We start from the raw sequence: 13,828 nt of genomic DNA, 5'->3' as shown, positions 1-13,828 counted from the left end.
GTAGTGACGGCTTCCGGCCAGCAGGGCACATTCGGCTGGATCATCACGGACTTCGTACGCCGGGTGCCCGGCGCCGCGCACGCTGTTCTGGTGTCCGCCGACGGGCTGCTCCTGGCGCCGTCCGAAGGGCTGCCCCAGGAGCGCGCCGAACAGCTGTCCGCCGTCGCGTCCGGGCTGATCAGCCTGACGCACGGGGCCGCACGCTGCTTCGAAGCGGGCGGCGTCAACCAGACCGTGGTGGAGATGGAGCGCGGCTACCTGTTCCTGATGTCCGTTTCGGACGGTTCGTCGCTGGCGGTGCTGGCCGCGCCGACGTGCGACATCGGCACGGTCGCGTACGAGATGACCCTGCTCGTCGAGCGGGTCGGCCAGCAGATCACCCCTGAGCTGCGCGCGCAGCTCCAGGGCGGCGTGCGTGGGTAGGGCGAGATGAGGATTTCGGGATTCGACGATCCGGACTCCAGCGGCTGGGACGCACTGCACCGCGGCACCGAGCGCGAGGGTTTCGATTCGCCCAGCAAGTTCGACATGTCGACGCTGTCGACGATCATGCCCAAGCGCAAGCCGGCGCGGCCGCAGCCGGATCCGCAGGGCTACACCGACGAGGACACCCGCGAGTGGGGTTCGTCGTCGGCCGACTTCGACGAGGGCTACGAAGACGGTTACGACCCCGCCGAGCCGGAGTGGCAGGACGAGGAGACCTACGAGCCGGAGCCCCCGCCGCTCGAACCGGCGTGGACGCCCCCGCGCGGCGCGCGTCCGCCGGCCCCGCCTCGCCAGCAGGCCCCGCCCCGCCCGCCGGCACCTCCGGCCCCCCGGCACCCGGCGCCGAGACCGCCGGTGTCCAGACCTCAGGCGGCGCCCCCGCCTTCGTGGGCCCCGCCGATCGACCCGCGGACCGGCTGGACGCCCCCGCCGGACCCGGAAACCCGCTGGATCCCCCAGCCGGAGCCGTGGCAGGAACCGGCCCGCGTCCTGAGCCCGCCGCCGGTCGCCCCGGTGCGTTCCCGGGTGCGCCCGTACACGCGCACCGGCGGTCGCACGCGCTCCGACCACAACCTGGCGCTCGAGGCACTGGTCTCGACGTCCGACGACGGGCGCCGGTACCGCGGCGTCCGGTCGGTCGAGCACCGCCGGATCTGCGACCTGTGCCTGGACACGCGCTCGGTGGCCGAGATCGCGGCCCACCTGCGGCTGCCGCTGGGCGTGGTGAAGGTGCTGGTCGGCGACATGGCCGACATCGGTCTGGTGCTGATCCACCAGACCGAGCTGATCCTCGGGGACCGCTCGTCCCGCGAGTTCATGGAACGCGTCCTGGCCGGCCTGCGGGCGCTCTAGTCCCCGGCGGACGGGGCCGAGGTGGTCCCCGGCCCCGCGCGTCGTCAGGCCTGGGGCCAGGTGAGATCGAGCGCCAGGGTGTTGCCGGGGCCGGGCACGGCCGCGTTGACGAAAGCCGTCGCCGACCCGCAGTTCGCGAAGTCGCCGATGGTGTACGTCGAGGTCAGGTGGCCGCCCTTGTCGAGCTGCCAGTCGGTCGACGTCAGTTCGGTGGTGACCGGCTCGGCGGTCCCGCAGGCCGCGCCGACGTCGTGGGGCGAGCCGTTGACGGTCACGTCCGAGACCGTCACCGGCCACTTCGCGGTGGCGGTGAACCCGCCGAAGGCCTGCCCGGTGACGGCGCCGGGGCCCAGGGTGAGCTTGCCGCTGACGGTTCCCACGCCCGGCACGGCCCGGGTGATCGTCACCGGCGGCAGCGTGACCGTGCCGTAGAACGTGTACGGGCCGATGTCCGTGTACAGCTCGGCGATCCCCGGTCCGAGGGTGACGTCGGCGTCCGGCTTGGCCACGTGGGTGGTGCCGTTGACGTCGTACTTCGTGTAGACGGGCGGTCCGATCGCCTCAGCCGCCCCGGCGAACCCGACCCCGCCGACGATCGTGGCCGCGGCCAGCGCGGTCACGCGCGTTCCCCACTTCATGGTCCCTCCCTGGTTCCCGAAGATCCGGAGAACCAGGCTTACCACGTGGTCAGGCGTTCCGTCGGTGATTCACCGAATCCCGCGACTACTCCTCGACCAGCGCGGCCGAGGTGATCCGGTGCAGCGAGTACCGCTGGTTGTCGTCGCCTTCGAGGATCCCGCCGCCGACGCGCACGGGCCGCACGACCCGCTGGCTGGCGGTGCCGCGTGAGTCGACGAACCCGATCCAGACCTCACGGCGTTCCAGCGTCGCCCGCGACAGCAGCTCCAGCGTCGCCGACGTGTCCGCGCCGCCGCCGACCGGCGCCCGCACCGCGGATCCCCGGCGTCGCGCGGACGCGGCGTCGCCCGCCCGCAGGTTCGAGACGATCCGGGTCGCCTGGTCGGACGTCAGCACCGCCTGCTCACCGGGGCTCCGGCGAGCGGCCCTGGCCTTCGCCGGCAGCCGGCGTCCGCCCGGCCGGATGTCGACGACCCGGCCGTCCGGGCCTTCCGCCGCCGGCGCGAACCCGGCCGCGCGCAGGCCGGCGAGGACCTCGTGCAGCGGATCCGGGCTGATCACGACCGTCGGCGCGATCAGGCGGAGGTCGTGCTCCGCCGCGACCGGGTGGGCCAGCACCTCCGCCAGCAACGCTTCGTCGTCACACCGCAAGAACGACGCCGCGACGCCGCCGCGCAGCCGGCCGTGCCGCCGGGCGACGTCGTCGACCAGGTAGCTCAGCGACTGCGGGACCGGCGTCGCGGACTTCTTCTTGAACAGCGCGTGCAGCTCGTCCGCGGTCCGGCCGGTGTCCAGCGCGCGCCGGACGGAGGTCTCGGTGATCCGGTAGACCGTCGCGTGGCCGGCCGACTCGACGTTCGCCACGGCGTTCATCTCCGCCGCCAGCTCCGGTTCCAGGGGGCCCGGCGCGACGACCGTCAGGTCGGCCTGCAGCAGCACGTGGTCCACCGGCGCGGGCAGCGCGTCCATGATCGCCTCGACGGCACCCGGCCGGTCTTCGGCGAGCAGCGCCCGCGTCGCCGTCGTGAGGCCGCCTAGCCCGACGATCCCCAGCGCGGACGCCTCGGCCATGGTCCAGCGGACGGTCTCGTCCCGCAGCCGCCCGCCGCGCCGCGGGGCCCGCCAGGCCAGCACCGCGACGAGCTCGTCCACGCTCTTCACCCCGGCGCCCGGGGGCAGGTCGGCCAGCGCGGCCAGCACCCGCCGCCGCGCGACCGGCGCCAGCGGGCGGCGCAGCTCCTCCGAAAGCGGCGCGATCGGCTTGTCCTTGGCGTCACGCCCGCCGGCCATCCCCGGCAGCCGCGGCAGCTCCAGCCACGCCTGGGCCAGCGTCATCCAGCGCTGCGCGGTCGGCGACGCGAGCCACGAATCGGTCAGGGTCGTCGGCACCCACTCGGGCACGGTCGACTCGCTGTCCGCGACGAGCCCGGCGCCCACGGCCAGCTCGGCCAGCAGGATCGCCTGCGTCTCGTCGATGTCGAGGTCTTTGGCCAGCTTCTTCAGCTCGCGCACGCCGAGGCCGCCCGACTTGAGCACCGGCGGCGGCGCCGCGGACCACGAGCGCAGCAGGGATTCGGTGTGGCGCAGGAACTCCATCGCCTCACCGGCCGCAGCTTCGTCCAAAGTGGACGACCGGTGCGGGTGCACCGGCAGCTCGGGCTCGGTGAGCGCGCCCGGGGCGAAGACCCCGCCCCGGACCGCGACGCCGAGCTCGCGCGGCAGCTCGACGGTCTGGTCGTCGCGCCGCAGCAGCAGCCCGCGGGCCAGCAGCTTCTGCACCGGTGTCCCGGCCTTCTCGAGCGTCAGGTCGAGCCCCGCGTCGCGGGTGCGGCCGATCGGCGGGCCCGCGGCGAGGGCGCTCAGCACGCCACGCTCGTCGTCGGACAGCTCGGCGAGCCGCGCCGCGAGGTCCTCACCGGCGAGCGACGGCGACGACGCGCCCAGCCCCGCCGGGAACGGCCCGAGCGCCTCCCGGACCGCGGGCGGCACGCGCAGCGCGTCGTCCGGGCCCCAGGCCAGCACCCGGGCGCGCAGCCGGGCCAGCGGGACGGCGATGTCGGTGCCGACGAGGCCCTCGACCTCGGCGACCGGCACCGGATCGCGGTCCGCGCCGGCCAGCAGGCACGCTTCGAGCACGGCCAGGGTGACGGTGTCGAGGTCTTCGCAGGCGCGCGCGACGGAGCCCGGCGTGCCGGCGCGGGTGGCCAGCACCGTGCTGTCGGAGGGCGGCGGCGTGGACAGGTCGCGCCGCGTGCGGAGCAGCTCTTCGAGAGCGGCGTCCGACTCCGCGCGCAGCCAGTCCGCCAAGGAGGTCGCGGGCATAGAAGGCCAGGGTACCGGGCGGTTGAGACAGGTCGCCCGGGCTCAGGCAGACTGTCTCCCGAGAGCATGAACACGGCTGTGGAGGACGTTGTGGCCAAGGGCGAGAAGAAGAGCAAGGGCATCGACCCGACCTGGCCGGGCGAGGCCGGTGAGCACCCGGTGACCGAGCTGTCGTCGGACCGCCAGGGGTCGCTGTCACCGTTCGGCGACATCACCTTCCCCCTCGACTCGGTGCCCTACGTGCACCCGGAGACCGAGATCAACCGCTAGAGCTGTTGTTACTGGTCAGTACCGGTATCGGGGCCTCGTGAGGGCGGTCACGGGAGTAGGTTTTCTCCCGTCCCACCCGACCTTTCCCATGCGGGGGTAAGCGCCATGCCGGTTCCCGGTCCCGGATATTCGATCACCGTCCGGGTCGAGGCCCCGGCTTCGTCCAGCGCGGCCGGTGACCTCACCACGGCCGTCGGGCGCGTCGGCGGCGTCCTGACCGCGTTCGACGTCGTCGAGTCCCACTCCGACTCCATCGTGGTCGACATCAGCGCCAACGCGCTGTCGGAGAACCACGCGAACGACATCACCCAGACGCTCGACTCGCTGCCCGGCGTCAAGGTCCGCAAGGTCTCGGACCGGACGTTCCTGATCCACCTCGGCGGCAAGATCGAGGTCACGCCCAAGGTCGCGCTCCGCAACCGTGACGACCTCTCCCGCGCCTACACGCCCGGTGTCGCCCGCGTCTGCCAGGCGATCGCGGCGAACCCCGAAGACGCGCGCCGGCTGACCATCAAGCGCAACACCGTCGCCGTGCTCACCGACGGCTCGGCCGTGCTCGGCCTGGGCAACATCGGCCCGGCCGCCGCGCTGCCGGTGATGGAGGGCAAGGCGGCGCTGTTCAAGAAGTTCGCCGACGTCGACGCCTGGCCGGTCTGCCTGGACACCCAGGACACCGAAGAGATCATCCTGATCGCGAAGGCGCTGGCCCCGGTGTACGCGGGGATCAACCTCGAGGACATCGCCGCGCCGCGCTGCTTCGAGATCGAGAAGCGGCTGCGCGAGCAGCTGGACATCCCGGTGTTCCACGACGACCAGCACGGCACCGCGATCGTGGTCGTCGCCGCGCTACGCAACGCCCTGCGCGTGGTCAAGAAGAACATCGAGGACTGCAAGATCGTGGTCAGCGGCGTCGGCGCGGCCGGCTCGGCGATCATCCGGCTGCTGCTGCGCAAGAACCCGGGCGACATCGTCGCGGCGGACATCGACGGCATCGTCCACTCCGCGCGCGGCAACCTCGACGACAACCTCGCGTGGATCGCGTCGCACACCAACAAGGAGCAGGTCAGCGGCACCCTGCACGAGGCGCTGGTCGACGCGGACGTGTTCATCGGCGTCTCGGCGCCCAACCTGTTCGGCGCCGAGCAGGTCGCGACCATGAAGTCCGACGCCGTGGTCTTCGCGCTGGCCAACCCGGACCCGGAGATCGACCCGCTGGAAGCGCAGCAGCACGCCGCCGTCGTCGCGACCGGCCGCAGCGACTTCCCGAACCAGATCAACAACGTGCTGGCGTTCCCGGGCGTCTTCCGCGGCCTGCTCGACGCGCACGCGAACAACATCGACGACAACATGCTGCTCGCCGCGGCCGACGCGATCGCCGACGTCGTCGACAACGGCAAGCTCAACGCGTCGTTCATCGTGCCGAGCGTGTTCGACAGCGCCGTGGCACCGGCGGTCGCCGAAGCCGTGCGGAAGGCCGTGCGCGCCGAGCGCTGAGTCGTCCGTCCGGCGGAAGCCGAGGACACCGAAGTCCCCCTACGCTGAGTTTTCGGCTCGCGTGGGGGGAGTTCGGAATGCGCAGGATCATGCTGGCGGCCGTCGCGGTGACCGTCGCGCCGGGGGTGGCCTCGGCGGCGCCGGACGCGGTGGCTTGGGGAGCGTGCCCGCCGGACGTCACGGCGCCGGGGTTGCGGTGCGCGACGCTCGAAGTCCCGCTGGACTACCGGAAGCCGGACGGGACGAAGATCCAGGTCGCGATCTCGCGCCTGGCGAGCACGAACCCGGCCAAGCGCCGCGGCGTGCTGCTGACCAACCCGGGCGGCCCCGGTGGGCCCGGGCTCGACCTGCCGGCGGCGCTGGCGCAGCTCGGGTGGCCGACGAGCGTCCTGGACACCTACGACGTCATCGGGTTCGACCCGCGCGGTGTCGGCCACAGCACGCCGGTGACGTGCGACCTGACGCCGGCGCAGCTGCGGAGCAACGTCCCGCCGTACGCGCTCGGCCCGGCGGACGTCGCGGCGCAGGCGGAGTACGCGAAGGGCGTCGCGCGGCAGTGCGGGGCGTCGCGGACGGCGTCGATGCTGCCGTACATCACGACCGCGAACACCGCCCGTGACATGGACCGGATCCGCGCGGCGCTGGGCGAGCCGAAGCTGTCGTACTACGGCGTTTCCTACGGCACGTACCTCGGCGCGGTGTACACGACGCTGTTCCCGCAACGCAGCGATCGGATCGTGCTGGACAGCAACCTGGCGCCGGGCGGCCTGGACGTCACGGCGTCGCGCTTGCTGGCCCAGGGCTTCGACGACCGCTTCCCGGACTTCGCGGCCTTCGCCGTCGCGCACCCGGAGTACGACCTCGGCCGGACGCCGTCGGAGGTGAAGGCGAAGTACTTCGACCTCGCGCGGCGGCTGGACGCCCAGCCGAACTCCCAAGGCGTCGACGGAAAGCTGTTCCGCCAGATCACGTTCGGGATGCTCTACTACGACGCGACCCTGCCGTACCTGGCGTCGGCGTGGCACGCGCTCGACACCGGGGCGCCGATTTCGCAGCCGCCGGGCGGCACGGTCCCCGACGTCGAGAACCTGCTGTCGAGCCAGCTGCACGTGGTGTGCGGCGACGCGAACTGGCCGGAATCGGTGTGGACGTACCAGAAGAACGTGGCGACCGACCGCATCCGCCACCCGATGTTCGGCGCGGCGGCGGCCAACATCTGGCCGTGCGCGTTCTGGCCGTCGGAGCCGGTGGAGCCCCCGGTGCGCATCGGCGACCGCGGCCCGTCGGACATCCTGATGCTGCAGAACCTGCGTGACCCGGCGACGCCGTTGACGGGAGCGCTCCGGCTGCGGCAGGCGTTCGGTGACCGGGTCCGGCTGGTGACGGCCGACCAGGGCGGCCACGGAACGTATCTGTTCGGCGGCAACACCTGCGCGAACAACGCGGCGACGGCGTTCCTGGCGACGGGAGTGCGGCCGCAGCGGGACCTGGCGTGCGCGGCCGAGCCGGCGACGGCACCGGCGGCGGCGATGGCGGTGTTGCCAATCCAGGCGTTCTGAGCCCGGGTTCTTCGCGCGCCGCCATCGGGGCCGCCGATGAACGCCGGCCGGGCCGGTGGCGCCGTCACCCTTCGCCGCTCCCGGAAGTAGCCTCGGCGTGTGAGTGAACTCAGCCACGTCGACGAAACCGGCGCCGCCCGGATGGTCGACGTCTCCGGCAAGACCGCCACCGCGCGCACCGCGCTCGCGGCCGGCACCGTGCGGACCACCGCCGAGGTGCTCCGGCTGCTGGCCACCGACGGTCTGCCCAAGGGCGACGCGCTCGCCACCGCCCGCATCGCCGGGATCATGGGCGCCAAGCGGGTGCCCGAGCTGATCCCGCTGTGCCACCAGATCGCGCTGTCCGGGGTCAAGGTCGAGTTCACCCTCGGCGAGGCCGAGGTCGGCATCCGCGCGACGGCGAAGACCACCGACGTCACCGGCGTCGAGATGGAAGCGCTGACGGCGGTCGCGGTGGCCGGGCTTACCCTGCACGACATGATCAAGGCCGTCGACCCGGCGGCGACGCTGGACGACGTCCGCCTGCTCCGCAAGGACGGCGGCAAGACCGGGACCTGGGAGCGGCCGTGAAGCGCACCGCACGTGTGATCGTGGCGTCCAACCGCGCCGCGAAGGGCGTCTACGAGGACAAGACGGGCCCGGTGATCGTCGCCTGGCTGGCCGGGCGCGAGTACGACGTGCCGGCGCCGGTCGTCGTCGAGGACGGCGACCCGGTGGGCGTCGCGCTGCGGGCCGCGCTGGCCGACGGCGTCGCCGTGGTGCTCACCACCGGCGGCACCGGTATCTCGCCGACGGACCGCACCCCGGACGTCACCCGCGCGCTCCTGGACCACGAGCTGCCGGGCGTCGCGGACGCGATCCGCGCGGCCGGGCTGCCCAAGGTGCCCACAGCGGTCCTCTCGCGCGGTGTGGCGGGGGTGGCGGGGAGGACCCTCGTGGTGAACCTTCCGGGCTCCAGCGGCGGCGTGAGGGACGGTTTGGGCGTACTCGACGGCATCTTGGACCACGCGGTCGACCAGCTGGCCGGCGGCGACCACCCGCGTCCGGCCGCGACGGCGCCTTCGGTGACAACCGGAGCTTCGCTCCGGGCCGGGGGCTCCGCCACCCGGACCCCCGAAGAGCCTGTGGTGCGCGTCGCGCGGGCGCTGGTGACCGAGGAGACGCTGTCGGTCGAGGAGCACGCCCGCCTGGTCGAGGACGACGCGGCGGGCGCGGTGGTGACGTTCGCCGGGGTGGTCCGCGACCACGACGGCGGCAAGGGCGTCCGGGACCTGACGTACGAGGGCCACCCGAGCGCGAGCGAGGTGATCGCGGAGGTGGTCGCGGACCTGGCGACGCGCTGGGCCGGCGTCCGGGCGGTTGCGGTGAGCCACCGAGTCGGTCACCTGACGATCGGCGACGTGGCGCTGGCGTGCGCGGTGGCGGCCGAGCACCGCGGCCAGGCGTTCTCGGCGTGTTCGGACCTGGTGGACGAGGTCAAGGCCCGGCTGCCGGTCTGGAAGCACCAGCACTTCACCGACGGCACGGACGAGTGGGTCAACTCGCCGTGATCCGGAAGACGGCGACGCGCTCGGCAGCCGCGGCGAACTCGTCTTCACTCCCGCTGCCGACGAGGCCCAGCCGGACGAACATCGGCACCCCGTGCGGAACCTCGCGCGGGAAGGCACGCATGACCGCGGCGCTGACCTCGGGATCGGTGACCTCGTCGAGTGCCACGGCCTGGGTCCGGCGTCCGTGGGCGAGCTCGCCCCGGCCGGCCGCGCGGACGTTGCGCGCCCAATCGCCCTGGGGAACGCCGGCGACGACGTAGCGCCGGCCGTCGACGGTCAGCGGCGAGACCGGGGTGGGCCGCGGCGCGCCCGAGCGGCGACCGGGGACGGTCAGGACGTGGATGGTGCCGAGGCGCAGCCCCAGCCGCGTCAGCAGCCGGACGAACCGGTTGGCGGGGCGGAGCCAGCGAGGCAGGGCTGGGCGGGTCACCACGGCACAATCCTTTCGACTATCGAAATATATGCCGTCACGGTAGACTCTTTCGAGTGTCGAAGCAATCTCTGGTCACCGAAGCGACCCAGGCCGCGGCAGCCTCCGGCGCGGCGAACGACGTGGTGGACGAAGCCGCGGCGTCGGCGTTCGGCGTGAACCGGACCGACCTGCGGATCATCGGCCTGATCGCGGCCGCGGGAAGCCTGACGGCGGGCGGGCTGGCCACGCGGGCGGACCTGAGCCCGGCGGCGACGACAACGGCGATCCAGCGGCTGACGCACGCGGGGCACCTGACCCGCCGGACGGCGACGGACGATCGCCGCCGGGCGGTGGTGGAGCTGACCCCGGAGGCGGCGACGCTGCTGGAGGAGATCTACGCGCCGATCGAGCGTGCGGGCCGGGAGATTCTGGAGGACTACTCGGCGGAGCAGCTGGCGCTCGTGGTCGAGGTGCTGCGCCGGGGCGAGCGAATGCAGCTGAGGGAGGCGGAGAGGATCCGCGCGCTCTGAGAGGCATTCCGCAGGCTCAGCGGTGCTCGGCAGAACCGCCGGGCTCGCGCGCTGAGGGTGGGAAACGCACAAGCCCTCCACCGCCCGGGGGATTGGCGGTGGAGGGCTCGTGGTGTCACGGCACGAGGCCGGACCTACGCATCACTGCGCGATCGTCACTTGGTGGCGATCTTCTGCCCGACGAGGATCATGTCCGCGTTCGGGATGTACTTCGCGTTCAGGTCCTGCAGCTTCTTGTAGCCGCCATCGACGTTGAACTGCTTGGCGATCTTCGACAGGGTGTCGCCCGCCACGACGGTGTAGTCACCGGCCGGGTTCGAGCTGGACACACCGGTCGCCGCCGGAGCCGCCGCCTGCTTCGGGGCGGTGCTCTTCTTCGGCGTGGTCGACTTCTTGGTGGTGCTGGTCGACTTGTGGGTGGTCGCGGCCTTGGGAGCGGTCGAGCCGCCACCCTTCTTGCCGCAAACCGGCCACGCGCCGATGCCCTGGCCCTGCAGGACGCGCTCGGCGACGGCGATCTGCTGCTCGCGCGAAGCGTTCGCCGCGCTGCCGGTGCCGCCGTAGGCCTTCCACGTGCTCTGCGAGAACTGCAGGCCGCCGTAGTAGCCGTTGCCGGTGTTGGTGTTCCAGTTGCCGCTGCTCTCACACTGCGCGACGGCGTCCCAGTTGGTCGCCGACGCGGGGGTCGCGGCGATAGCGAGGGGCGCGCCGACCGCAATGCCCGCGATGGCGACGCGAGCGACGGTGCGGGTGGCAGCGGACATCTTGCGGTGCTTGCCTCGGTAAGACATCTGAATGCTTCTCGCTCCCTGCGCCTACGAGCCTGTGCTGAGGGTCAGGATCGGGGTCCTGGCGCCGGCCGTCTCAGACCGGCAGACGAGTCCGACGCACGGCGCGTCGTCTTCGTCCCCTCGTCCCTGTCCGGAAATGCTTTCGCTCGGGGTATGGGTCCGGGGATCCGTTGGACAGGGCTAGGCGCTACGGATTCCCGGTGTTGCGTGACTGGTCGGGGCCAGCCGATTAGCGACGGTACGTAACGAGAGCCGTGATCGGAAATTATTCGGGCCGTGACCTACGTCACAGTAACAGCACGCAACCGCTGTCGATGTGGGTGTTTGCGCAGGTCAGCTGGCCGTTATCTGGCCGTTTCCTTGTCGAGATAAAACACGGATCGTGAGGCTTGCATCACGTGTTTTGCGTAGCGAATGGACCATTCGCGACGTCGTCTTGGGGATTGAAGCGCGCATCTTATGACGACGCATCGGACGGCGCCAGACTTGACAACCACGCCCCACGTGCCCCTTGAGTCACAGCAGTCCCACCCCTTCGTGGGGTTTGAAGTCGCACCTGGAGCGACTCCGGCCGGTGCCGGGGCCGAGTCGGGGCAACGCACCGCGACGGACCAGGCGAAACACGTCACCGGATCGCGTGGCGGCGGGACGGGATCAGCTTCTCGCGAACATCCGGAACCGGCGACGCGCCACGCCGGAGGGCCGCGAACGGCTTCGCCGAGCGGTCGGCTGCCGTACTCGAACGGCAGCCCGCATATAGAGAGGACGAACTCACGTACTCAGCCGGACGGCACGCGTACCCAGGAGGACGACACGCGTACCTGGCCGGACGACACACGTGATCGAGAGGTCAACACGCGTGTCTGGGGGGTCGACACGCGTGATTGAGAGGTCGACTCGCGTGAACAGGGGGTCGACACGGGCGAACCGGGGCACCTACCGCCGTGTCGACCCTTCAATCACGCGTGTCGACTCCTGGATCACGCGTGTCGACCCTCAGAGCACGGCGGGTCAGCCGCCGGCGAAGGGCGGGAGGACGTCCAGCTCGGCGCCGTCCCGCAGGGGGCGGGTGAGATCCCGCACCGCGAAGCCGTCGAGCAGGTAGCTGGCGGCGTCCAGGACCCGCGGCAGGGCGGCCGGGTGGAGGCGGCGCAGCTCGGCCACGGCGTCGCCGACGGACGCGCCGGCCGTCAGCTGCACCTTCTCCTCTTCTTCTCCCGCCGCGGCCCGCGCCGAAGCGAAGTACCGCACCACGATGGTCAGAGTCGACATCTCAGCCGCCGATCGCGCTCATCGGCCGGATCGGCTGCGCGAACCCGGCGTCGTTGATCTCGTGTCCCGCGAGCTTGCCCCACATCGTCGCGCGCCAGGCGTCGGCAATCTCTTCATCGCGCGCGCCCGCGCGCGCGAGGGAGCGCAAGTCCGTCTCGTCGTTGCTGAAGAGGCAGGAGCGCACCGCGCCGTCCGCGGTCAGCCGCGTCCGCTCGCACGCCGCGCAGAACGGCCGGGTCACCGACGCGATCACGCCGACGTCGCCGGGTCCGCCGTCGACCAGCCAGCGCTCGGCCGGCGCGCCGCCCCGGGCCACCGGGAACGGCGTCAGCTCGAACGCTTCGCCCAGCTTCTCCAGGATCTCGGCGGCGGTGATCATCTCGCCGCGGTTCCAGCCGTGCTGGGCGTCCAGCGGCATCTGCTCGATGAACCGCAGGTGGTAGCCCTCGGCGAGGCAGAACTTCAGCAGCGGCACGGCTTCGGTCTCGTTGAGCCCGCGGATCAGCACGGCGTTGACCTTCACCGGCGTCATCCCGGCGTCCCGCGCGGCCGCGAGGCCCGCGACGACGTGCGAGAGCCGGTCGCGCCGGGTGATCGTCTTGAACGTCTCGGGGTCGATGGTGTCGAGCGAGACGTTGATCCGGTTCAGCCCCGCCGCCGCGAGGCCGGCCGCGCGCTTGGCGAGGCCGATCCCGTTGGTGGTCATGGACAGCCGGGGCCGCGGCGACAGGGCCGTGACCCGCCCGATGATGTCCTCGAGGCCCGGCCGCAGCAGCGGTTCGCCGCCGGTGAGCCGGATGTCGGTGACGCCCAGCTGCTCGACGGCGATCCGCATCAGCCGGACCAGCTCGTCGTCGGACAGGACTTGGTCGCCCGGCATCCAGTCGAGGCCCTCCGCGGGCATGCAGTAGGTGCACCGGAGATTGCACCGATCCGTCAGGGAAACCCGCAGATCGGTGGCCACCCGGCCGAACGTGTCGATGAGTCGGGTGTTCTCGGGCCGGGGCACGCGAGATGAGCCTCGTGTACCGGGGACGCGAGGAAACCCGAGATCCACTGCTGTCATTACGCACAGGGTAGCTCCGGAACGGGGGAACTCACCGTGCCCAGTAGGATACTTTGCAGAGTAAGTGGTTCAGTTGCCGAACTAACGAGGGCCCGTGACGGAAAAGACTTACCCGGTCACCGATGAGGAGCTGTTCCGCTTCGCGGAATTGGGTCGCCAGGGCAGCACGTTCACCGTCCTCCGGCACGCCAGGATCGCCGAGCGGATGGGCCTGTCCGGGACCGACCACAAGACGTTCGACCTGGTCATCCAATCGGGCGGACCGTTGACCGCGGGCCGGATCGCCGAGCTGACGGGCCTGTCGACCGGCGCTGTGACCGGGGTCATCGACCGGCTGGAGAAGGTCGGCCTGGTCCGCCGGGTCCGCGATCCGGAGGACCGCCGCAAGGTCCTCGTCGAGGTCGTGCCCGGCGCCGAGCAGCGCTTCGCGCCGCTCTTCCAGTCGGCCTTCGACAACCTTCGTGAGACGCTCGCGCAGTTCTCCCCGGCCGAGCGAAAAGCCATCGAGCGTTATCAGAATGTCATCCTCGAACAGCTGCGCATCGAGATCCTGCACAATTCACGCCCCGCGTAGCTTTTCCTCAA

Annotated in this window: 15 protein-coding genes; 9 read left to right on the top strand and 6 right to left on the bottom strand. The window is 71.8% G+C overall.

Annotation, left to right across the window (positions count from 1 at the left end):
• The first annotated feature begins 3 nt into the window (after nucleotides 1-3).
• Together ACZ7PG_RS28695 and ACZ7PG_RS28690 are read left to right on the top strand one after the other, a co-directional pair.
• On the top strand, nucleotides 4-423 hold the full coding sequence (locus ACZ7PG_RS28695; protein WP_470242146.1) for a roadblock/LC7 domain-containing protein: 420 nt from the start codon (nucleotides 4-6) through the stop codon (nucleotides 421-423).
• A gap of 6 nt (nucleotides 424-429) precedes the next feature.
• The gene (locus ACZ7PG_RS28690) at nucleotides 430-1,338 is read left to right on the top strand and encodes a DUF742 domain-containing protein (RefSeq protein ID WP_470242145.1); all 909 of its coding nucleotides are present in this window, start codon (nucleotides 430-432) and stop codon (nucleotides 1,336-1,338) included.
• 44 nt (nucleotides 1,339-1,382) lie between these two features.
• On the opposite strand, the gene ACZ7PG_RS28685 is transcribed toward ACZ7PG_RS28690, so the two are convergent.
• Together ACZ7PG_RS28685 and ACZ7PG_RS28680 are read right to left on the bottom strand one after the other, a co-directional pair.
• The gene (locus tag ACZ7PG_RS28685; RefSeq protein ID WP_470242144.1) at nucleotides 1,383-1,976 is read right to left on the bottom strand and encodes a hypothetical protein; all 594 of its coding nucleotides are present in this window, start codon (nucleotides 1,974-1,976) and stop codon (nucleotides 1,383-1,385) included.
• Between the two features lie 85 nt (nucleotides 1,977-2,061).
• Nucleotides 2,062-4,299, bottom strand: coding sequence for a helicase-associated domain-containing protein (locus ACZ7PG_RS28680; protein WP_470242143.1), 2,238 nt, complete (start codon nucleotides 4,297-4,299; stop codon nucleotides 2,062-2,064).
• 90 nt (nucleotides 4,300-4,389) lie between these two features.
• On the opposite strand from ACZ7PG_RS28680, the gene ACZ7PG_RS28675 reads away from it, so the two are divergent.
• From ACZ7PG_RS28675 to ACZ7PG_RS28655, 5 genes are all read left to right on the top strand, one after another.
• Nucleotides 4,390-4,569 carry a hypothetical protein gene (locus ACZ7PG_RS28675; RefSeq protein WP_470242441.1) on the top strand — a complete coding sequence of 60 codons (180 nt, stop codon included), beginning with the start codon at nucleotides 4,390-4,392 and terminating at the stop codon, nucleotides 4,567-4,569.
• A 105-nt stretch (nucleotides 4,570-4,674) separates the two neighbouring features.
• A complete protein-coding gene (locus tag ACZ7PG_RS28670; protein WP_470242142.1) occupies nucleotides 4,675-6,063 on the top strand; it encodes an NAD-dependent malic enzyme in 1,389 nt (462 codons plus the stop codon).
• A gap of 77 nt (nucleotides 6,064-6,140) precedes the next feature.
• Entirely contained in the window at nucleotides 6,141-7,622 is a 1,482-nt protein-coding gene (locus ACZ7PG_RS28665) for an alpha/beta hydrolase (protein ID WP_470242141.1), read from the top strand.
• A gap of 99 nt (nucleotides 7,623-7,721) precedes the next feature.
• Nucleotides 7,722-8,192 carry a cyclic pyranopterin monophosphate synthase MoaC gene (gene moaC / locus ACZ7PG_RS28660; RefSeq protein WP_285476874.1) on the top strand — a complete coding sequence of 157 codons (471 nt, stop codon included), beginning with the start codon at nucleotides 7,722-7,724 and terminating at the stop codon, nucleotides 8,190-8,192.
• A complete protein-coding gene (locus ACZ7PG_RS28655; RefSeq protein ID WP_470242140.1) occupies nucleotides 8,189-9,172 on the top strand; it encodes a molybdenum cofactor biosynthesis protein MoaE in 984 nt (327 codons plus the stop codon). Before moaC ends, ACZ7PG_RS28655 begins: the two co-directional genes overlap by 4 nt.
• On the opposite strand, the gene ACZ7PG_RS28650 is transcribed toward ACZ7PG_RS28655, so the two are convergent.
• Nucleotides 9,159-9,605: a nitroreductase/quinone reductase family protein gene (locus ACZ7PG_RS28650; protein WP_470242139.1), complete on the bottom strand. Its 447-nt coding sequence runs from the start codon at nucleotides 9,603-9,605 to the stop codon at nucleotides 9,159-9,161. The genes ACZ7PG_RS28655 and ACZ7PG_RS28650 overlap by 14 nt on opposite strands.
• A 53-nt stretch (nucleotides 9,606-9,658) precedes the next feature.
• Here ACZ7PG_RS28650 and ACZ7PG_RS28645 point away from each other — a divergent pair, with 53 nt between their 5' ends.
• The gene (locus ACZ7PG_RS28645; protein ID WP_470242138.1) at nucleotides 9,659-10,114 is read left to right on the top strand and encodes a MarR family winged helix-turn-helix transcriptional regulator; all 456 of its coding nucleotides are present in this window, start codon (nucleotides 9,659-9,661) and stop codon (nucleotides 10,112-10,114) included.
• A 155-nt stretch (nucleotides 10,115-10,269) separates the two neighbouring features.
• Here ACZ7PG_RS28645 and ACZ7PG_RS28640 read toward each other — a convergent pair whose 3' ends face one another.
• From ACZ7PG_RS28640 to moaA, 3 genes are all read right to left on the bottom strand, one after another.
• Nucleotides 10,270-10,905, bottom strand: a complete 636-nt coding sequence (locus ACZ7PG_RS28640; RefSeq protein ID WP_470242137.1) for a transglycosylase family protein — start codon at nucleotides 10,903-10,905, stop codon at nucleotides 10,270-10,272.
• A 1,011-nt stretch (nucleotides 10,906-11,916) separates the two neighbouring features.
• Complete coding sequence (locus ACZ7PG_RS28635; RefSeq protein ID WP_470242136.1) at nucleotides 11,917-12,177, bottom strand: MoaD/ThiS family protein; 261 nt, start codon at nucleotides 12,175-12,177, stop codon at nucleotides 11,917-11,919.
• A gap of 1 nt (nucleotide 12,178) precedes the next feature.
• Nucleotides 12,179-13,186 carry a GTP 3',8-cyclase MoaA gene (gene moaA / locus ACZ7PG_RS28630; protein ID WP_470242135.1) on the bottom strand — a complete coding sequence of 336 codons (1,008 nt, stop codon included), beginning with the start codon at nucleotides 13,184-13,186 and terminating at the stop codon, nucleotides 12,179-12,181.
• Nucleotides 13,187-13,337: 151 nt separating this feature from the next.
• Here moaA and ACZ7PG_RS28625 point away from each other — a divergent pair, with 151 nt between their 5' ends.
• Nucleotides 13,338-13,817: a MarR family winged helix-turn-helix transcriptional regulator gene (locus ACZ7PG_RS28625; protein WP_470242134.1), complete on the top strand. Its 480-nt coding sequence runs from the start codon at nucleotides 13,338-13,340 to the stop codon at nucleotides 13,815-13,817.
• Nucleotides 13,818-13,828 lie beyond the last annotated feature (11 nt).

The sequence above is a fragment of the Amycolatopsis sp. NPDC114504 genome, from assembly GCF_055633595.1.
The sequence above is the reverse complement of the archived record's forward strand: the minus strand, read 5'-3'. Positions and strand labels throughout refer to the sequence as shown.

Bases quoted from the DNA above. Each gene is read 5' to 3' on its own strand.
- ACZ7PG_RS28690 (WP_470242145.1), top strand. From the start codon at position 430: ATGAGGATTTCGGGATTCGACGATCCGGACTCCAGCGGCTGGGACGCA.
- ACZ7PG_RS28685 (WP_470242144.1), bottom strand. From the start codon at position 1,976: ATGAAGTGGGGAACGCGCGTGACCGCGCTGGCCGCGGCCACGATCGTC.
- ACZ7PG_RS28680 (WP_470242143.1), bottom strand. From the start codon at position 4,299: ATGCCCGCGACCTCCTTGGCGGACTGGCTGCGCGCGGAGTCGGACGCC.
- ACZ7PG_RS28670 (WP_470242142.1), top strand. From the start codon at position 4,675: ATGCCGGTTCCCGGTCCCGGATATTCGATCACCGTCCGGGTCGAGGCC.
- ACZ7PG_RS28665 (WP_470242141.1), top strand. From the start codon at position 6,141: ATGCGCAGGATCATGCTGGCGGCCGTCGCGGTGACCGTCGCGCCGGGG.
- ACZ7PG_RS28640 (WP_470242137.1), bottom strand. From the start codon at position 10,905: ATGTCTTACCGAGGCAAGCACCGCAAGATGTCCGCTGCCACCCGCACC.
- ACZ7PG_RS28635 (WP_470242136.1), bottom strand. From the start codon at position 12,177: ATGTCGACTCTGACCATCGTGGTGCGGTACTTCGCTTCGGCGCGGGCC.